This window comes from Herbiconiux sp. J20-20 (assembly GCF_057365085.1).
The window spans coordinates 922330-941264 of sequence record NZ_CP195122.1; the positions used below are offsets into that span (position 1 = coordinate 922330).

Consider the following 18935-nt stretch of genomic DNA (forward strand, 5'->3'; position numbering starts at 1 on the left):
TCCGCAGCCCAGTGTGTCGTTTCTCCGGAGCTTTGGCGCGCAGCGCCCGGGATTCCGGGGGTGCGCTCCCCCGCGGGGTCAGAACCTCCGGAGAAACGACACACTGCGGATGCGCGGGTGCGGTGCGCGCGTGGCGGGCGCGCGCGGGCTAGCGCGGCGCGCGCGCGGGCTAGCGCGCGAAGCGCACGAGGCGCAGCAGCTGCGCGTTGAGCGCCACCACGACGGTGGATGCGCTCATCACGATGGCGCCGACCGCGGGCGGCATCAGGAAGCCGACCCCGGCGAGCACGCCCGCCGCGAGCGGCAGCCCGATCACGTTGTAGCCGGCAGCCCACCCCAGGTTCTGCAGCATCTTGCGGTAGGTCGCCCGACTGAGCGCGATCGCGTCGGCCACGCCGCGCGGGTCGCTGGAGGCGAGCACGATGCCCGCCGACTCGATCGCCACGTCGGTGCCGGCGCCGATCGCGATCCCGAGGTCGGCGGTCGCGAGAGCGGGGGCGTCATTGACGCCGTCGCCGACCATCGCCACCTGGTGCATCCCGCCGTTCTGGATGCGGGCTACGGTCGCCGCCTTCTGCTCAGGCAGCACCTCCGCGTAGACCTCGTCGATGCCGAGCTGCGCGGCCACCCAGTCGGCGACCGCATGCGAGTCGCCGGTCATCATCGCGACCCGAATGCCGCGCTGCTTCAGCAGCGCCACCGCCTCGGCGGATTCGTCGCGCACCGCGTCGGCGAGCGCGAAGAGGCCGAGCACCTGGTCGTCTTCAACGAGGTAGACGAGGGTGTGCCCCTTGGCGGCGAGCTCGCGCTGCTCGTTGACCATTCCGTTCTCAAGTCGCAGGCCCGCGCCGGTGATCTGGCGCCCGCTGACGACGCGCAGCTCGCGCCCGTCGACGATGGCGCTCGCGCCTCGGCCGGCGAGGGCCTTGAAGCCCTTGGGCCGGCCGAGCTTGAGGCTCCGCGAACGTGCCGCGGTCACGATCGCGCGGGCGATCGGGTGCTCCGACCGCGATTCGACGGCTCCCGCGAGCCGCAGGATCTCCTGCTCGTCCTGCCCGGGCGATGGTACCCAGCGCGAGAGGGCGAGCTCTCCCCGGGTCAGCGTGCCGGTCTTGTCGAAGAGCACGACGTCGATCTCACGCGCGGTCTCGAGCGCCGCGCGCTCGCGGATCAGGATGCCCCGCTGGGCCCCGATGGAGGTCGAGAGCTGCGCGACGAGCGGGATGGCGAGCCCGAGAGCGTGCGGGCAGGCGATCACGAGCACCGTGACGACGCGGTTGATGACGAAGGCCGGGTCATCCGGCATCACCAGGTACCAGACGAGGAGCGTGATCGCGGCGGCGCCGACGGCGACGTAGAACAGCAGCGCTGCGGCCCGGTCGGCCAGCAGCTGCTGCCCCGACTTGCTGGACTGCGCCTCCGAGACGAGCCGCATGATGCCGGCGAGCGCCGTGTCGTCGCCGAGCTTGGTGACCTTGATCACGAGGGCACCGCCCGCGACGACGCTGCCGCCGACGACCGCGTCGCCCGCGCTCTTCGCCACCGCGGCGGACTCCCCGGTGAGCAGCGATTCGTCGAGCTCTGCCTCGCCGTCGACGATCTCGCCGTCAACCGGAACGCGCTCGCCGGGGCGCACGATCAGCAGGTCGCCGACCCGGAGTTCGGTCGTCGGCACCCGCTCGCTCTCGGCGTCCGGTGCCGCATGCTCGGCATCGCGCACACGCTCCGCGGTGTCCGGCACGAGCTTGGCGAGCTCGCCGAGCGCGTTCTGGGCGCCCATGACAGCGCTCATCTCGATCCAGTGCCCGAGCAGCATGATGACCACCAGGGTCGACAGCTCCCACCAGAAGTCCATGCCCTCGAAGCCGAGCGTGACGGCGGCGGAGTAGCCGAAGGCGACGACAAGCGCAAGCGAGATGAGGGTCATCATGCCCGGCGACTTGGCGCGCAGCTCGTGCCAGGCGCCCTGCAGGAAGATGCGTCCGCCGATGACGAAGATCGCCAGGCCGAAGGCGGCGGGGATGAACTGGCTGCCGGGGAAGCGTGGGCCGGAGAGCCCCAGGATGTCCTGCAGGCCGGTCGAGAAGACGAGCGTCGGGATGGTCAGGACGAGCGTGATCCAGAACAGCCGCTTGAACCGCGCCGGGTCGTGGGCACCGTGGTCGTGGGCGCCGTGCTCGTGGGCCCCATGGTCGCCGTGATCCGCCATGTCGTGATGCTCGTGCTCGTGCTCGTTCGTGGCAGTGTCGCGTGCCATCTCAGTTCCCTCGGTTGTTCTGGAGTTCGAAGACCGTCAGCAGCTCGGCGACGGCCGCGTCGCGTGATTCTGCGCCCGCGTCGAACATCTCCCCGACGTGGGTGCGCAGGTGGTTCTCGACCAGCAGCTTGTTGAGGCTGCGCAGCGAACTCTGGATCGCGAGCGACTGCGTGATGATGTCGACGCAGTAGTCCTCGTTCTCGATCATCTTCTCAACGCCGCGCAATTGACCCTGCAGGATCTTGGTGCGGTGCAGGGCGCGCTTCTTCAGCTCATCGATCACAGACCGATGATACCCCTAGGGGGTACTCGGCGCCGGTGGTTCCAGCGGATGCTCAGGCAGCCTGGAAGACCTCGTGAAGCACTCGCACCGCGCGAGCGAGGCCGTCGGGCCCGCCGCCCTCATGCCCGTTGAACGGCCAGACGTCGATTTGCTTGTCGCCGGCGTACGCATTGAAGGCGCCGAAGACGGTCGACGGCTTGCAGATCTCGTCCATCAGGGCTGCCGAGAACCACGCCGGTGCCGCGGCGCGCCGCGCGAAGTTGACACCGTCGAAGTAGGAGAGCGTCTCCAGCACCTCCTCGACCTTCTCGCGGTGAGTCCGCAGGTAGCGCACCAGCTCGTGGTACGGGTCGGAGTCGTGGATCGTGATCGCCCGGGGGAAGTCGCACAGGAACGGCACCGCCGGCAGCGCCGCCGCGAGCCCGTCCACGAGACCGGCGACCGCGAGCGTGATGCCGCCCCCCTGGCTTCCGCCGAGCGCGGCGACACGGGATGCATCGACCGAGTCGAGGGAGCGAACCGCATCGACAGCACGCACGGCATCGGTGAACACCCGCCGGTAGTAGTAGGTCTCGCGGCTCTCGATGCCGCGCGACATGAATCCGGGGATCTGGGGACCGGCCGCCGCCGAGTCCGACGTCGCGCCCGGCGACCAGGTCGATCCCTGGCCGCGGGTGTCCATGTGGAAGTGCGCGAACCCGGCCGAGGCGAACAGCAGGTTCTCGGTGGGACGTCCGCGACCGCCGCCGTAGCCCACGAACTCGACGACCGCGGGCAGCGGGCCGCTGTGCTGCGCGGGCAGACGCAGCCACGCCTTCACCGGTTCGCCGCCGAAGCCGGGGAAGGTGACATCGAAGACCTCGACGGTGGTCAGTCCGGTGTCGACCGGGGCGAGCGTGACCTCGCCGCCCGCGTCGCGGGCCTCGCCGATCGTCCGAGCCCAGAACTCGTCGAAATCGGCCGGATCAACCTGCGAACTCTGGTACTGGCGCAGCTGGGCTTCAGGAAGGTCGACAAACACACCGACACATTAGCGGCGCGGGTACGCTCGCAGTGTGAAGGTGACGAAGTTCGAACACGCCACTCTGCTGATCGAGCGGACCGATGACCTGCTCGTGATCGACCCCGGCTCGTTTCTCACCCCGCCGGACTTCCACGGTGCGGTCGCGGTGGTCATCACCCACGAGCACGCCGACCACTGGACCCCGGAGCAGCTGCGTCGGATCCTGGACGACAGCCCCGAGGCGCGCATCTTCGGACCGCAAGGGGTCGCGGATGCGGCGAGCGAGTTCGAGGTGGAGGTGGTGACGGCCGGGCAGACCGTCGAGATCGGCGCGTTCACGCTGCAGTTCTTCGGCGGGCGGCACAACGTCATCCACTCCTCGATCCCGGTCGTCGACAACCTGGGCGTGCTCGTGAATGACGAGCTGTTCCACCCGGGCGACTCGTACACCGTGCCCGACGTGCCGGTCGGAACCCTCGCAGCCCCGGTCGGGGCACCGTGGCTGAAGATCGGCGAGGCGATGGACTACGTGCTCGCGGTCGGAGCGAAGCGCGTCTTCCCGATCCACGAGATGACCCTTTCGGTGGCCGGCTTCGGTCTCCACAGCCCGCGCCTGGAGCGCGCGACGACGGAGCGCGGCGGCGAGTACTTCGTCCTCGCACCGGGAGAATCCACCGCGCTGTAGCGCTTTGGCCCCCGGGCCATTTCGTGCGAAGCTTAGGTAATGCTTACCTTAGCTGCAGAGGTTGTCCGCGACGAGCGGCCCGCCTATCGCCCCTTCCGCACGCGCGTCGCGCGGATCGATGCGCTGAGCCCGCACCTGCGGCGGGTGACCTTCGTGAGCGATGCGCTGGCGCTCTTCGGAACCGACGGGCGCGACCAGCGAGTCAAGATCGTCTTCCCCGGCGCGAGCGGCGGCTACCTCGACTTCGGGATCGACGACGAGCAGTCATGGATCGCCGGCACCTGGCACGCACGCCTGCGCGCCCTGCCGCCCGAGCAACGTCACCCCTTCCGCACCTACACGGTGCGACGGATCCGCTCGGAGGCGCGCGAGCTCGAGATCGACTTCGTGGTGCACCCCGCCGGCGCCGGCGAGAGCGAGGGGCCGGCGGCGCGCTGGATCGCCACCGCCGCCGTCGGCGACGAGCTGGTCATCGTCGGGCCGGATGCGCGCAGCGTCCATTCCGGCATCGGCATCGACTGGCATCCGGGCACGGCACGGGAAGTGCTGCTCGCCGGCGACGAGACCGCCGCGCCCGCGATCTGCGCGATTCTCGAAGCGCTGCCGAACGAGGTGACCGCGCGCGCGTTCATCGAGACCCCGACCGCGGCCGAGGCGATCGGACCCGAGCGACGCGCGGACGCGATCCACTGGCTCCCGCGCGACGGCGCCGAGCGCGGTTCACTGCTCGACGCCGCCGTCCGCGCCTGGGTCGACACCCACCGCTCGGTGATCGCCCCGTCGCTCGCGGCCGTGCGCTCGCTCGACGAGCTCGCCCAGCTGGAGGCACTCGACGTCGACCGCGAGATTCTCTGGGACTCCCCGATCGATGAGCCACGCCGCTTCTACGCCTGGATCGCGGGCGAGTCGGCCATGATCAAGCGGTTGCGGCGCTTCCTCGTCACCGAGACCGGCATCGACCGCCACGCCGTCGCCTTCATGGGCTACTGGCGCGCCGGGCAGTCCGAGCGCCAGGAGTGAGCACCGCCGTCCGCTCCGTCGCGTCCGCGCGCCGGAGCGCTCCGGCGCGGCGGCCGCACGCCGCACGCCGCGCCGCGGTTGCGGCCCTCCTGATCGGCGTGCTCGTCGCCGTGGTGCTCGCCAGCCTCGCGCTCGGCTCCCGTCCGATCGACCCGGCCACCGTCGTGCAGTCACTCGTCGACCCTGCGTTCGCCGGCAACGACGCGATCGTGGTGCGCGACCTGCGCGTGCCGCGCACCCTGATCGGGCTGCTCGCGGGTGCCGCGCTCGGCCTCGCCGGCGCGCTCATGCAGGGCGTGACGCGCAACCCGCTCGCCGATCCGGGTCTGCTCGGCGTCAACGCGGGGGCCGCGCTGTTCGTGGTCCTCGGCCTGTCGGTGTTCGGGATCGGCTCCGGCGCCGGCCTGATCGGCTTCGCGCTCGCCGGGGCCGCCTCCGCCACCGCCCTGGTCTACGGGGTCAGCTCGCTCGGCCGCGAGGGCGCCACCCCCGCGAAACTCGTCATCGCCGGCGCCGCGCTGACCGCCGCGCTCGGCTCGTTCACGACGCTCCTGCTGCTGACCGACCTGGATGCGCTCGACCGCTTCCGCCTGTGGACGATCGGCTCGCTCGCCGCCCGCCCCCTCGACGCGGCCGGGGCGGTGGCCCTCCCGGTCGCGCTCGGGGCCTTGGCTGCCCTCGCCTCGGGGCGCGCCCTCAACACGCTCGCCCTCGGCGACGACCTGGCGCGCGGGCTCGGCCAGCGCGTTGCCGTCACCCGGGCCGTCGCCGCGCTCGGCGTGCTGCTGCTGTGCGGCAGCGCGACCGCGATCGCGGGCCCGATGGTGTTTGTCGGCCTCGTCGGTCCGCACCTGGTGCGCGGTCTGGTCGGCGCCGACTATCGCTGGATCCTGCCGCTCTCCGCGGTCGCCGGCGCCGCCCTGCTGCTCGTCGCCGATGTCGCGGGGCGGTTCCTCGGAAGCCCGGGTGAGCTGGAGGCCGGAATCGTGGTCGCCGCCGTCGGCGCTCCACTGCTCGTCGCGCTGGTGCGCCGCGGTCGGGTGGGTTCGCTGTGACCGCGCTCGGTTCGACGTTCGCGCCGGCCGCCGATGCGGCCGGCGCGACCCTCCGTGCGGTGCGTCGCCGCGGTCAGCGTCGCGAGGCGCTCGTCATCGCGGCGCTCGGCGCGGCGCTCCTCGTCGGCAGCGCGCTCGCCCTCTTGCTCGACAACTCGCTCTCGCCCGCCGAGGTGGCCGCCACGCTGTTCGGGCAGGGCACCGGCGGGGCGGAGTTCATCATCTTCCGGCTGCGCGTGCCGCGCCTGCTCCTCGCCATCGTGGTCGGGCTCGCCTTCGGTGTCGCGGGGGCGCTCGTGCAGTCCGTCGCCCGCAACGCGCTCGCGAGCCCCGACATCCTGGGCATCTCCGGCGGCGCCAGCGTCGGGGCCGTCACCGCGCTGCTCCTGCTCGGGGCGAGCGGCCCGGTCGTCGCCGCCTCCGCCTTCGCCGGGGCGAGCCTCGCCGCGATCGCGATCGTGCTGCTGGCCTGGCGCGGCGGGATCACCGGCGCCCGGTTCGTGCTGGTCGGCATCGCCCTGGCGTTCCTGACCCGCTCGATCATCGACTTCCTGCTCTCGCGTGCCCAGGTGCGTGAGGCCCAGGGCGCGCTGACCTGGATCGTCGGCAGCATCGCGGATGCGAGCGCCGCCGACGTCGTGCTCGTCGCGGTGGTGCTCGCGGTCCTGCTGCCGGGGCTGATCGCCGTGGCCCGTCCGCTCGCGCTGCTGCAGCTCGGCGACGACGCCGCCCGCGCGCTCGGCGTGCGCGCCGACCCGGTGCGCATCGCCGCCGTGGCGCTCTCGGTCGCACTCGCCGCCGTCGCCACCTCGGTCGCCGGTCCCGTCGCGTTCGTCGCGTTCGTCTCGGCGCCGATCGCGCGGCGCCTGGTCGGCGGCGGGCGCCTGGCCCTCACCGCGAGTGCGCTGACCGGCGCGGCCGTCGTGCTGTTCGCCGATCTCGTCGGGCAGCGACTGCTGCCGAACGACATCCAGGTGCCGGTCGGCATCATCACCGCCGCGATCGGCGCCCCGTACCTGCTGATCCTGCTGGCTCTCGGCAGTCGAACCGGACGGAGGATCCGATGAACTCCCCGCACCCGCCGCTCGCCCGGCAGCACGAATTCGTCGCCACCGGGCTGCGGCTCGGCTATCACGATCGCACCGTCGTCGACGGCGTCGACCTGCGCATCACGCCGGGCGCGGTCACCGTGCTCGTGGGAGCCAACGCCTCCGGCAAGTCGACGCTGCTGCGCGGGCTGGCGCGCCTGCTTCCGGCGCGCGGCGGCAGCATCACGCTCGACGGTGTCGACATCGGCAGCATTCCTCCCCGCCGCATCGCCCGCGTCGTGGGCCTGCTCCCCCAGCAGCCGATCGCCCCCGACGGCATCACGGTCGCCGACCTGGTGGCGCGCGGCCGCTCGCCGCATCAGGGCTGGTTCCGGCGCTGGAACGGCGCCGATGAGCGGATCGTGGCGCGCGCCCTCGCCGACACCGATCTGCTGGAGCTCGCCGAGCGCGATGTCGCCGAGCTCTCCGGCGGTCAGCGCCAGCGCGTCTGGATCGCGATGGCGCTCGCGCAGGACCCCGACATCCTGCTGCTCGACGAGCCGACGACCTTCCTCGACATCGCCCACCAGTTGGATGTGCTCGAGCTCGTGGCCCGGCTCAACCGCGAGCGCGGCACGACCGTCGTGATGGTGCTGCACGAGCTGAGCCTCGGGGCGCGCTACGCCGATGAGCTGGTCGTGCTGAGCGCGGGCCGAGTCCTGGCGCACGGGGCGCCCGCCGAGGTGCTCACCCCGGAGCTCGTGCGCGCCGCCTTCGGCATCGAGGCGCGCGTGATCCCCGATCCGGTGACCGGCACGCCGCTGGTCCTCCCTGTTGCGGTCGGTTCGACAGCCTGACTCGATCGGGTTAGGATAGCCTCACCTAACCTTTGTACGACTGGAGGCATCCATGCCGAGAACTCGGCTCCCCCTGACGCTCGCCGCCGCCGCGGCCGCGATCGCCCTCACCCTCAGCGGGTGCGCACCCGAGACCGGCGACACCGGCAGCGTCGACGCCGGCAACGGCACCTTCCCCGTCACGATCGAGCACGCCTTCGGCGAGACGGTCATCGAGACCGCTCCCGAGCGCGTCGTCACCTGGGGTTGGGCGAGCGCCGACGCCGCGATCGCGCTCGGCGTGATCCCGGTCGGCATCCCGTTCGAGAGCTACGCCGGCGGCGAGGACGGCATCCTGCCCTGGATCGAGGAGGCCATCGCCGAGGCGGGCGCCGAGACCCCCACCGTGCTCACCAACAACGGCGAGGCCCCGCCCTATGAGGAGATCGCAGAACTGGCACCCGATGTGATCCTCGCCAGCTACTCGGGCATCACCGAAGAGCAGTACGAACTGCTCAGCGAGATCGCGCCGGTCGTCGCCTACCCGGAGGTCGCCTGGAGCACCCCGTGGCGCGACATCATCACCATCGCGGGCGCCGCGCTCGGTCGCGACGCCGAGGCCGCGGCGGTGCTCGACGGCATCGACGCGGAGATCGCGGCGGCCGCCGCCGCCCATCCCGAGTTCGAGGGCAAGACGCTCGCGGCCGTCTGGGGCGGAACGACGTTCTACGTCTACGCCGACGAAGACCCGCGCGTGCAGTTCATGCTCGATCTGGGCTTCGTGAACGCCCCCGCCGTCGACGAGCTCGACACCGACGAGTCGACGTTCTACTTCACGCTCAGCCAGGAGCAGCTCGACCTGCTGGTGGCCGACGTGATCGTCAGCTACGCCTCGAGCGCCGAGGAGCAGGACGCGTTCCTGAACGCCGACTACGCCCAGCTCATCCCCGCGGTCGTGGCGGGCAACGTCGCGACCGTCACGGGCACCGAGCTGATCTCGGCCGTGTCACCGCCCACCGCGCTCTCGCTCAGCTGGGGCCTCGCGGACGTTGTCGCCGCGCTCAGCCTCGCGGTCGCCGGACCGTAGTCGCAGCGGAGAAAGGGGGCGGAACCGATCGGTTCCGCCCCCCTTTCTCGTGCGCCTGCGGGCTTTTTCTCGTGCGCCTGCGGGCGCTTTCTCGTGCGCCTGCGGGCCGCGCGAGCGCGCGTCCGCCGCGCATCCGCCCCGCATCCGGCGCGAGTGTGTCGTTTCTCCGGAGGTTTCCGCTGCGCGCGCCGCGCTTCCGGGGCTACACGCCGCAGAGTGTGCGAATTCTCCGGAGAACCGACACACCGCGCGACAGGACGGGAGCGGCAGGCGGATGAGCGGGCGGGGCGATGGCCCGACGGACGCGGGCACCGCCCGCGCGACTACGCGTCAGTGTCGGGCTTGTCCTTGCGCGCGTCGCGGTGCGCCTTGATGGCACGAATCGAGAGCTGGACCGAGGCAAAGAGCACCAGCAGAGCGAACAGGATCGCGGCGACGCGCGGCTCCATCCAGAACGCGAGAGCGACACCGCCGAAGCTCGCGCCCGTCGCGAAGACGCCGACGACCAGCCCGTCGGAGAGCCGCACGAGACGATTGCGGAGGTTCGCGATCGATCCGGTGGTGGCCGTCGGGATCATCGCCAGCAGCGAGGTGCCCTTGGCAACCAGGTCGCCCATCCCGAACAGCGCGATCAGGACGGGAACGGCGATGACGCCGCCGCCAATGCCGAACAGCCCTGCCGCGATTCCCATCGCGAGACCGAGGCCGACGAGACCGACGATCGTCCAGGTCGTGAGCTCGAGGTCGACCCCGCGGGCCGGGGGCTCGAGGATCGTCTGCACGGCGACCACCAGCAGCAGCGCGATGAACAGCCAGCGCAGCCAGCCGATCGGCAGCTTTTTGAGCAGTCGGGTGCCGATGATCGAGCCGACGATGCCGCCGGCGGCGACCAGCAGACCGGCGAGCACGTTGACCTCGCCCTGAACGAAGTAGCTGGCCGCACCCGCGATCGCGGTCGGCAGGATCGCCACGAGCGAGGTGGCGGCCGCGTGACGCTGGTCGAGGCCCGCCAGCCAGATCAGCAGCGGCACCATCACGATGCCGCCGCCGACGCCGAAGGCGCCGGAGAGCGCGCCGCCGATCACCCCCACCAGGGCAAGCGCCAGATAGCGGCGCACGGGAGACGGGGTGGCGGAATCGGTCGTCATGAAGGCATCCTGCGGGGTTGGGAAGAAGAAAAGACTCCCTTCACCCTAGGGGCGATTCGGCACGGCCCCTGTCGCGGCCGCCGAGCCGCGGGCGCGTGCCGAGAAAAAAGAAACGCCCCGCGGACGGGGCGAGAATCTTCGAGCTACTGCTGGGGTACCTGGACTCGAACCAAGAACAACTGAACCAGAATCAGCCGTGTTGCCAATTACACCATACCCCAATGGCCTCACCGCAGTGGGGCCGACGAGTCACTCTACCGTACCGACGCGAGGGGTTCGAATCGAGCGGGAGCCGACTCCGCAGCGGCCCCCTCCGCGGGCTGCCCGAGCAGGATGCGCGCATCGTGCGCAGAGGCGTCGGCAGCCCGGTGCGAGACGAGCACGACGATGCGATCGGCGGTCGCCCGACGCAGGTCGGAGATCAGCGCAGCGGCCCCGTCGGCATCCAGGTGGGCGGTCGGCTCATCGAGCAGCACCACCTCGGCGTCGGTGAGCAGGGCGCGGGCGACGGCGAGTCGCTGACGCTCGCCGCCCGACAGCGCCGCACCCCCCGCGCCGACCCGCGTGTCAAGACCGGCGGGCATGCTGGCGACAAGGCGTCCCAGCCCCACGCGATCGAGCATCTCGCGGATGCTCTCGTCGCTCGGCTCCTGGCCGCGTGGCCGCGCGATGCGCAGGTTGGCCCGAATCGTCGACGAGAAAAGCAGCGCATCCTGCGGGCACCAGGCCACCTGGCGGCGCTCCTCCCCCGCGATCGCCTCATCGGACGGCACCTCGATCGGCGCTCCGTCGAGACGGACCGCTCCGGATGCGGGACGCAGTCCGCCCAGCAGCACCGTCAGCAGCGTCGACTTGCCGGCGCCTGAAGGTCCGCTCACCTGCAGCCAGTCGCCGCGGTCGACGTGCGTGCCGACGTGCTCGAACACGAGCTCGTCGGCGCCGGGCCACCGGGCGGCGAGGTCTCTGAGGACGAGGCCGCGCGCAGCGTCCGCGGACGGCGTCTCATCGGAAGCCGTCGCCGCAGCGTCTGCCGCTGGCGCACGAAGCGTCGAGAGTCGACGCCAGGAGACGAGCAGGCGCGGCGACAGCCGCGTGGCCTCCACGAGCGCAAGCGCCGGGTCGAGGGTCGCGAGCGCCAGCAGCGCGATGACGGCAACGGTCGGCGCGTTGGTGACTCCGGCCGCGACCAGCGGAGCCGCAAGGCTCGGGACGGCGACGGCAAGCCCCACCAGGGCGACGACGGCGACGGCCGCACCGGCGCCCTCGGCGCGGGCAGCGCGCTGCGCGAGGCGCGACGAGCGGTCGGCAAGTCGGTCGAGCTCGGTCAGTGCCGCGGGTGCGAGTCCCGACACCCGCACCTCGTCGGAACCGCGCAGCAGCGCGGCAAGCGCCGCGGTGTGGGCCGAGCGCGCCTCGAGCCGCGGGGCGGCGCGGCGGCGGTCGCTGAGCGCGGTCACCAGCACGGCCAGGCCCACCCCGACGACGAGAGCGAGCGCAACCACGAGCGTGAGCTCGGGCAGCACGAACGCGGTCGTGATGACGACCCCGATCACGCTGAGCACGCCGACGACGATCGGGGCGATGACGCGCGGCGCCAGATCGCGCACCTCATGCACGAGGGTGACGAGATAGTCGACCGCGGTGCCGCCCTCCCGCAGACGCGCCGATGCCGCCCCGCGGGCGGCGATGGCGCGCCACACCCGCAGGCGCAGGGCATCACTGGCGCGGAACACGGCGTCGTGGGTGACGAGACGCTCGGCGTAGCGGGCGACCGCGCGGCCGATGCCGAAGAAGCGCACCCCGACGATCGCCACCAGCAGATACATCAGGTCGGGCTGCTCGCTCGCCCGCACGATCAGCCAGCCGGAGACGGCCGACAGCGCCATGCCGAAGCCGGTGGCGGCCAGCCCCAGCAGGATGGCGAGGGCGGCGCGGGCGAGGATCGGCATCCGCGGCGGTTCAATGGCTGCCTCGCGCGGCGGCTCGGACTCCCCGTGCCCCGCAGCCGAGCTCGCCGAACCCGCCACCGAGCTCGCCGCCGAGTGTGTCGTTTCTCCGGAGGTTTCGGCGCGGTGCGCCGAAACCTCCGGGGCAGTGGGACGCTCATCCGCAAATCCTCCGGAGAAACGAACCACTGCGGGCGGGGTGATCGGGATGCGGAGGTCGGCGAGGGCGACCGTCTCGGGCTCGTGCGAGACGAGCACGATCGGCGCGTCGGTGCGCAGGCGGCGGATCTCGAGCCGCACCAGTTCGGCGTGCGCCGCATCCAGGTGCGCGGTCGGCTCATCGAGCACGACCAGCGCGGCGGAGGGCGCGAGCAGCAGGGCGCGGGCGACGGCGACGCGGCGACGCTCGCCCGGGCTCAGCAGCGCCGGATGCCGGCCCGCCACCGCCTCAAGGTCGAGCACCGCGAGCATCCGCTCGATCTCGTGGGCCGACGCCCCCGTCAGGGCGAGCTCCTCGGCGGGGGTCGCGGCGACCAGTCTCGGCGCCTGCGCCGCGTAGGCGATCGCGCCGCGCGGCACCCGGACGGCCCCCTGCACCTCGGCATCGGCAGTGAGCGCCCCGACGAGCGCGGCGAGCACGGTCGACTTGCCCGCTCCGCTCGGGCCGGTGAGCGCGGTGAGGGTGCCCGGGGCGAACTCGGCGCTCACGCCGGAGACGGCGGCATCGTCGCGGCCCGGATAGTGCACGGTGAGCGCCTCGACGTGCGCACTCGCGCTGCCCTCGCGCCGCCACGCGGCGTCCGCGGGCTGGCGCACCACCTCGCGGGCGCGACGGAGCGCGCCGAGACCGCCCTGTGCGGCGTGGAAGGCGACGCCGACCTCGCGCACGGCGGCGTAGACCTCGGGCGCCAGGATCAGCACAGCCAGCCCGACCTCGAGCCCGAGCTGCCCCTCGACGAGCCGCAGGCCGATGGCGACGGCGACGAGTGCGACCGAGATGGTGCCGATCAGCTCGAGGGCGAGCGCCGAGAGGAACGCGACGCGCAGGGTGGCGAGGGTGCGTTCGCGGTACTCGTCCTGGATGCGCGCCAGGGCGCGGGTCTGCTCGCCCACGCGGCCGAGGCCCACGAGCACCGGCAGCCCGCGGGCGAGTTCGACCAGATGGTCGCCGAGACGCTCCAGCGCGCCGGTGGCGCGGTCGACGCGATCGCGGGTGTGCATGCCGATGAGCGCCATGAACAGCGGCACCAGCGGCAGGGTGAGAACGATGATGAGGGCGCTCAGCCAGTCGGTGCCGAGGATGCGCAGACCGATGACGAGCGGCACGACCGCCGCGGAGACCGCCGCGGGCACCACCTGGCGGTAGTAGGCATCCAGCTCGTCAAGGCCGCTCGTGGCGAGCACGACGGTGCCGCCGCGGGCCTCCCCCGGTGCGGCGAGCGCGCGCTCCACGACGTCGCGGCGCAGCCGCTGCGTCGAGCGGATCGCGAGGCGCGCGGCGACGGTCTGCGAGGCCCAGCCGAGCGCCGCGCGGGCGAGCACCGCGGCCGCCCCGAACACCGAGGCGTCTCGCCAGGCGTCCGTCCCGTCGGCGAGGGCTGTCACGCCGATCGCGATCGACTCGGCGATCACGACCAGCGCGACCGCGCGCAGCACGGCCAGCACCGTCAGCGCGACGAGCGGGCCTGACCCCCCAACGCCCAGGCCCGCCTCCTCGAACCGCGCTCTCAGCTGACCGAGTCGCGCGCGCATCCGGCTCACGGCTGGCGCACCGCCGGAAGGATCTCGTGCACCGCGGGGATGTGCTCACCCGAGATGCGCTTGCGGAACACCCAGTAGCTCCAGGCCTGGTAGACGAGCACGACGGGCAGCGCCACTGCCGTCACGACCGTCATCACGCCGAGCGTGTAGTCGCCGCTGGAGGCGTTCGAGATTGTCAGGCTGAAGGCGCTGTCGATCGTCGAGGGCAGCACCACCGGGTAGGCGGCGGTGAAGATCGAGGCCGCCCCCGCGACCAGGAACACCGCGATCCCGACGAAGGCCCGACCCTCGCGTCCAGCCCGCGCGGCGACGTAGCCGAGGAGCACCGCCACCACGGCGACGGCGACGAGCGTCCAGGAGGCGACCCCACCGCTCTGGAACTGCACCACGAGCACCCAGCCGACGATCGGCACGAGCGCGAGGATGCCCCAGCCGCTGACGAACCGACCGGCGCGCTCGCGCACCGGGCCGTCGCTCTTCAGCGCGAGGAAGGTCGCCGCGTGCACGAGGGCGAAGCCGATGACGGCGAGCCCGCCGAGCACCGCGATGGGGGTGAGGAACACGAACGGTCCGCCGACGCGGTCTCCGTTGGCGTCGATCGGGAGCCCCGTCGTGGTGAGGGCGAGGCCCGCGCCGATGCCGAAGGCACTGACGAAGGAGCCGAGGCCGATCGCCCAGTCCCACACCCGCGCCCAGCTGGCCGTGTGGTGCTTGCCGCGGAACTCGATCGCGACGGCACGGAAGATCAGGCCGAGCAGCACGAGCGTGAGCGGAAGGTACAGCGTCGAGAACAGCGAGGCGTACCAGAGCGGGAACGCGGCGAAGGTCGCAGCGCCGGCGGTCAGCAGCCACACCTCGTTGCCGTCCCAGACGGGGCCGATCGTGTTGAGCATGACCCGGCGCTGGCGGTCCTTCTCGGCGGCGGTGCCGCGCACGCCGACCAGCATGTGCATGCCGACGCCGAGGTCGAATCCTTCGAGCAGCAGGTAGCCGATCCAGAGCGCGGCAATGGCGATGAACCAGACCGTGGGCAGAACATCCATGTCAGTGTCTTCCGATTCCGGGTCAGTAGGCGAAGGAGAGGACGTCGGAGCGCTTGTCCGGGTCGTCGGGATCATCGTGCGGCGCGAGCTCGGGCATCGCCGAGACGACGCCGCCGCGCACGTACTTGACGAGCAGCCAGAGCTCGACGGCGAGCAGCACACCGTAGACGAGGGTGAGCGAGATCGTGGAGAACAGCAGCTCTCCCGCGGTCACCCCGGGCGAGACGGCCGCGGCGGTGAACATGAACACCCCGTCGATGCCGCTGGGGTCCGGGTTCGGCGCCACCACGAAGGGCTGGCGACCGAGCTCGGTGAAGATCCAGCCCGCCGAGTTGGCGGCGAACGGCGCCAGGATGCCGAGCACCGCGAGGCGCATGATCCACGGCGAGCGCGGGACGGTGCCCTTGCGGGTGAGCCAGAGCGCGACGGCCGCGGCGAACGCCGAGATCGCGCCGAAGCCGATCATCATGCGGAAGCCCCAGTAGGTGACCCAGAGCAGCGGAACGTACTGGATCTCGCTGCCAGCGCGGTCTCCGTAGAGACCGTCGTCGGACAGCGTCGCGCCGTAGGTCTCCTGGTAGTAGGGCAGCAGGTCGGTGATGCCGGGCATGTCGGTGACGAAGTCGCCCTTGGCGAGGAACGACAGCACACCGGGCACCTCGATGAGCGTGGTGACGCTCGAGCAGTCGGTCGCGCCGACGTCGCCGAGGGTGAGGATCGAGAACGCGGTTCCGGTGTGGCAGGCGCCTTCGGCGGCGGCCATCTTCATCGGCTGCTGCTCGTACATGAGCTTCGCCTGCAGGTCACCGCTGATCGCGACGGCTCCGAAGCCGATGATGGCGACGACGGCGCCGAGGCGCAGCGAGGTGAACCACACCTTGTGGTCGGCGCGGTCGCGGCCGGGGATCTCGGGGGCCTCGCCGACGACGACGCGGCCGGTGGCATCCACGGTGTCGATGCCGTCCTTGCGGCGCTGCCAGAGCTGGTACCAGGAGATGCCGAGCAGGAATCCACCGGCGACCGCGAGCGAGCCGGCGAGCGTGTGCGTGTAGGCGGCGACCGCGGTGTTGTTGCCGAGCACGGCCCAGATGTCGACGAGCACCGGGCGCCCATCGATCAGTTCGACGCCGACCGGGTGCTGCATCCACGAGTTGGCCGCGATGATGAAGTACGCCGAGAGCCAGGAGCCGATGACGGCGGCCCAGAGGGTCGCCAGGTGGAGCTTCTTGGGCAGGCGGCCCCAGCCGAAGATCCAGAGGCCGAGGAAGGTCGACTCGACGAAGAACGCCAGCAGGCCCTCCATCGCGAGCGGGGCGCCGAAGACGTCGCCGACGAAGCGCGAGTACTCGCTCCAGGCCATGCCGAACTGGAACTCCTGAACGATGCCGGTGGCCACGCCGACGATGAAGTTGATCAGGTAGAGCTTGCCCCAGAACTTCGTCATGCGAAGGTACTGCGGGTTGTCGGTGCGCACCCAGGCGGTGTGCATGATCGCGACGGTCGCACCGAGTCCGAGAGTCAGCGGCACCATCAGGAAGTGGTACACCGTCGTGATTCCGAATTGCCAACGGGCGATATCTAGGGGATCCACGTGGGGGCTGCTCCTTCTCGAACGACGGGTCCGCGCCTCGCGGCCCTGAGCCAGGTTGGCGGCGAGCGCGTCGTCGACGTAGGGCCGAAGGTCCCGTCCGCTGTTCCGCGTTCCACGATACCCGTTTTTCTACGCGCTGTAGAAGTAGTTCGACGAGGCGTAGAATCGGAGCATGGCAGGACTGGGACAGCTCGAGCGGTCGGTGATGGATGCGGTGTGGGCCTCCCCCGTGCCGGTCACCGCGTATGACGTTCTCGAGCGCCTCGATGCCGGCGACTCGGGCCGTCCGCTGGCGGCCACCACCATCCTCACGGTGCTCTCCCGGCTGGAGAAGAAGGGCTTCGTCGCGAGCGACCGCTCGTCCCGCCCGCATCGCTACTCGGCGACCGCCTCGCGCGCCGACCACGTCGCGGAGCTGATGCACGAGGTGCTCGGCGACGCCGCCGACCGCGGGGCCGTGCTGGAGCGCTTCATCGGCGGGGTCTCCGACGACGACGCGGCCGTGCTGCGCCGACTGCTGGCCGGCAGCAGCTGAGTCCGATGCTCTTCGCCCTGTCGATCGGCCTGGCGCTGTTCGCGGTCGCGCTCGCGGTGCCCGTGCCGATCGCGCTCGCTCGCGCCACGTGGCCGAGCGCCGCGCCGGTGCGCGCCCTGCTGCTGTGGCAGGCGATCGGCCTCGCGGGCGGCTTCTCGATGATCGGTGCGTTCGTGGCGCTCGGCTACGGCATCCTCCCCACCTCGCGACTCGGCGCCGGGATCGCCTTCGGCGCCGCGCTCGCGCTCACCGGATACCTGCTGGGCCACCTGGTCGCCACCGTCGTCATCGTCACGAGACAGCGTCGACGCCATCACGCCCTGCTCGATCTGCTGACCTCGCCGCACCCCACCCGCGCGCAGACCCGTGTGCTCGACGACTCTGCCCCGGTCGCCTACTGCCTTCCACGGGGAGTCGGCTCGCTGACCGTGCTCTCGCAGGGGCTGCTCGACCGCCTGAGCCCCGCCGAGCTCTCGGCCGTCATCGCCCACGAGCGCGCCCACGTCGAGCAGCGGCACGACCTGCTGCTGCTCGCGTTCCGCGCCTGGCGCAGCGCCCTGCCGTGGTTTCCGATCGCCGTGCGCGCCGAATCCGAGGTGGCGGTACTCGTCGAAATCCTCGCCGATGACCGCGCCCGGCGCACCGCCAGCGACGAGGTGCTCGCCCGCGCGATCCTCGCCGTGGCGGATGCGCGCGGCGACGGCGTGATCGACCTCGACGCCCGCCGCCGCTCCGATCGCTCCGCCGACCGAGTTCGCCGACTCGTCGGCTAGCTCGCGTCACCGCCCCGCGCACCGCCGAGCCCCGCGGGCGAGAGCCCGCGCACCGCGATGTGACGGAACTCGCAGAAACCCCGTGTTAGACATGCCCCCATGTTGCGACACGTCCTCCTCTCCACCGCCACCGCGGTGGGCGCGAGCGTGCTGGTCGTCGGCAGCATCTTTCTGCTCGCGCCCGGCTCAGGCAACACCGCGGCGGCGCCCGGCGCCGAGACCCCGAGCTCGACACCGGCGACCAGCGCCTTCCGGTTCACCGGCTACGGGGTCGATCGCGACGCGATCCTGCGTGCTGCGGACGCCGATGCCGACGACGCCGACGGCTCGCCTGCGCCGGAGGCTCCGGCTGCGGCCGACGAGCCGAGCACACCGTCGACCCCGGACTCCGGAAGCGCGGCTCCCTCGGGCCCGACGGCCGACTTCTCCGACCAGAAGGCCGCGCTGGCGCTCGTGAACTCGGCGCGCGCCGACGCGGGACTGCCGCCGATGGCGATCAACTCGAAGCTGTCGTCCGCCGCCGGTGCGCAGGCCGTGCATCAGGCAAGCACCCAGCAGATGACCCACGACGGAGGCGGGGGCCTCGGCGCACGCGTGAGTGCGGCGGGCTACACGTGGTGCGCCGTCGCCGAGAACGTCGCCGCCGGATACACCTCGGCCTCGGCCGTGCACACCGGCTGGATGAACTCCTCCGGCCACCGCGCCAACATCCTGAGCGCCAACACCGAGATGGGGCTGGCCAAGGCGGTCGGTGCCGACGGGACCGTGTACTGGGCCGAGGTGTTCGGCACGCCGTGCTGACCGCTCGGCCCGCTTCTCACCGCTGAGGGACCTTCGGCACTGTTTGCGCGCCCGCCGCCGCCCTTGACTGGGACGAGTCGGCT

16 protein-coding genes, 1 tRNA gene and 1 pseudogene are annotated in these 18935 nt (G+C 71.9%); 9 read left to right on the top strand and 9 right to left on the bottom strand.

The genetic code is table 11. The annotated features are described in order from the left end of the window. Positions 1-169: 169 nt before the first annotated feature. The 3 genes from ACR3ZA_RS04485 to ACR3ZA_RS04495 are packed head-to-tail and all read right to left on the bottom strand — an operon-like array spanning position 170 to position 3561. Positions 170-2257 (bottom strand): heavy metal translocating P-type ATPase, encoded by a 2088-nt coding sequence (locus tag ACR3ZA_RS04485; RefSeq protein WP_473660568.1) that lies wholly within the window; start codon positions 2255-2257, stop codon positions 170-172. A 1-nt stretch (position 2258) separates the two neighbouring features. Beyond that, entirely contained in the window at positions 2259-2540 is a 282-nt protein-coding gene (locus tag ACR3ZA_RS04490) for a metal-sensing transcriptional repressor (protein ID WP_473660570.1), read from the bottom strand. A 52-nt stretch (positions 2541-2592) separates the two neighbouring features. Continuing rightward, complete coding sequence (locus ACR3ZA_RS04495) at positions 2593-3561, bottom strand: acetylxylan esterase (protein ID WP_473660572.1); 969 nt, start codon at positions 3559-3561, stop codon at positions 2593-2595. A gap of 34 nt (positions 3562-3595) precedes the next feature. Between ACR3ZA_RS04495 and ACR3ZA_RS04500 the strand changes: the two genes are divergently transcribed. Genes ACR3ZA_RS04500 through ACR3ZA_RS04525 form a run of 6 tightly spaced genes read left to right on the top strand, consistent with a single transcriptional unit; the run spans position 3596 to position 9254 of the window. After that, entirely contained in the window at positions 3596-4228 is a 633-nt protein-coding gene (locus ACR3ZA_RS04500) for an MBL fold metallo-hydrolase (protein WP_473660574.1), read from the top strand. Positions 4229-4267: 39 nt separating this feature from the next. Continuing rightward, positions 4268-5248, top strand: a complete 981-nt coding sequence (locus ACR3ZA_RS04505; protein ID WP_473660575.1) for an SIP domain-containing protein — start codon at positions 4268-4270, stop codon at positions 5246-5248. Next, entirely contained in the window at positions 5245-6303 is a 1059-nt protein-coding gene (locus tag ACR3ZA_RS04510) for an iron chelate uptake ABC transporter family permease subunit (RefSeq protein ID WP_473660577.1), read from the top strand. Before ACR3ZA_RS04505 ends, ACR3ZA_RS04510 begins: the two co-directional genes overlap by 4 nt. Next, positions 6300-7370, top strand: coding sequence for an iron chelate uptake ABC transporter family permease subunit (locus tag ACR3ZA_RS04515; RefSeq protein WP_473660579.1), 1071 nt, complete (start codon positions 6300-6302; stop codon positions 7368-7370). The genes ACR3ZA_RS04510 and ACR3ZA_RS04515 overlap by 4 nt, the downstream gene beginning before the upstream one ends. Further along, the gene (locus ACR3ZA_RS04520) at positions 7367-8188 is read left to right on the top strand and encodes an ATP-binding cassette domain-containing protein (RefSeq protein ID WP_473660581.1); all 822 of its coding nucleotides are present in this window, start codon (positions 7367-7369) and stop codon (positions 8186-8188) included. Before ACR3ZA_RS04515 ends, ACR3ZA_RS04520 begins: the two co-directional genes overlap by 4 nt. Positions 8189-8240: 52 nt before the next feature. Then, entirely contained in the window at positions 8241-9254 is a 1014-nt protein-coding gene (locus ACR3ZA_RS04525) for an ABC transporter substrate-binding protein (RefSeq protein WP_473660582.1), read from the top strand. Positions 9255-9577: 323 nt separating this feature from the next. Here the strand turns inward: ACR3ZA_RS04525 and ACR3ZA_RS04530 are convergent, their stop codons facing one another. From ACR3ZA_RS04530 to ACR3ZA_RS04555, 6 genes and pseudogenes are all read right to left on the bottom strand, one after another. Next, complete coding sequence (locus ACR3ZA_RS04530) at positions 9578-10402, bottom strand: TSUP family transporter (RefSeq protein WP_473660584.1); 825 nt, start codon at positions 10400-10402, stop codon at positions 9578-9580. A gap of 149 nt (positions 10403-10551) precedes the next feature. Beyond that, positions 10552-10623: transfer RNA gene (locus ACR3ZA_RS04535), tRNA-Gln, on the bottom strand. A gap of 33 nt (positions 10624-10656) precedes the next feature. Beyond that, the gene (cydC, locus tag ACR3ZA_RS04540) at positions 10657-12351 is read right to left on the bottom strand and encodes a thiol reductant ABC exporter subunit CydC (protein ID WP_473662279.1); all 1695 of its coding nucleotides are present in this window, start codon (positions 12349-12351) and stop codon (positions 10657-10659) included. A gap of 384 nt (positions 12352-12735) precedes the next feature. Next, positions 12736-14100, bottom strand: a pseudogene (locus tag ACR3ZA_RS04545) (ABC transporter transmembrane domain-containing protein); the annotation flags it as partial. Between the two features lie 5 nt (positions 14101-14105). Continuing rightward, positions 14106-15152, bottom strand: a complete 1047-nt coding sequence (gene cydB, locus ACR3ZA_RS04550; RefSeq protein ID WP_473660586.1) for a cytochrome d ubiquinol oxidase subunit II — start codon at positions 15150-15152, stop codon at positions 14106-14108. A 22-nt stretch (positions 15153-15174) separates the two neighbouring features. Continuing rightward, positions 15175-16743: a cytochrome ubiquinol oxidase subunit I gene (locus ACR3ZA_RS04555; RefSeq protein WP_473660588.1), complete on the bottom strand. Its 1569-nt coding sequence runs from the start codon at positions 16741-16743 to the stop codon at positions 15175-15177. Positions 16744-16915: 172 nt separating this feature from the next. Between ACR3ZA_RS04555 and ACR3ZA_RS04560 the strand changes: the two genes are divergently transcribed. From ACR3ZA_RS04560 to ACR3ZA_RS04570, 3 genes are all read left to right on the top strand, one after another. After that, positions 16916-17278, top strand: coding sequence for a BlaI/MecI/CopY family transcriptional regulator (locus tag ACR3ZA_RS04560; RefSeq protein WP_473660590.1), 363 nt, complete (start codon positions 16916-16918; stop codon positions 17276-17278). A 5-nt stretch (positions 17279-17283) separates the two neighbouring features. After that, positions 17284-18051, top strand: a complete 768-nt coding sequence (locus tag ACR3ZA_RS04565; protein WP_473660592.1) for a M48 family metalloprotease — start codon at positions 17284-17286, stop codon at positions 18049-18051. Between the two features lie 99 nt (positions 18052-18150). Further along, complete coding sequence (locus tag ACR3ZA_RS04570; protein ID WP_473660594.1) at positions 18151-18852, top strand: CAP domain-containing protein; 702 nt, start codon at positions 18151-18153, stop codon at positions 18850-18852. The last annotated feature ends 83 nt before the right edge of the window (positions 18853-18935 follow it).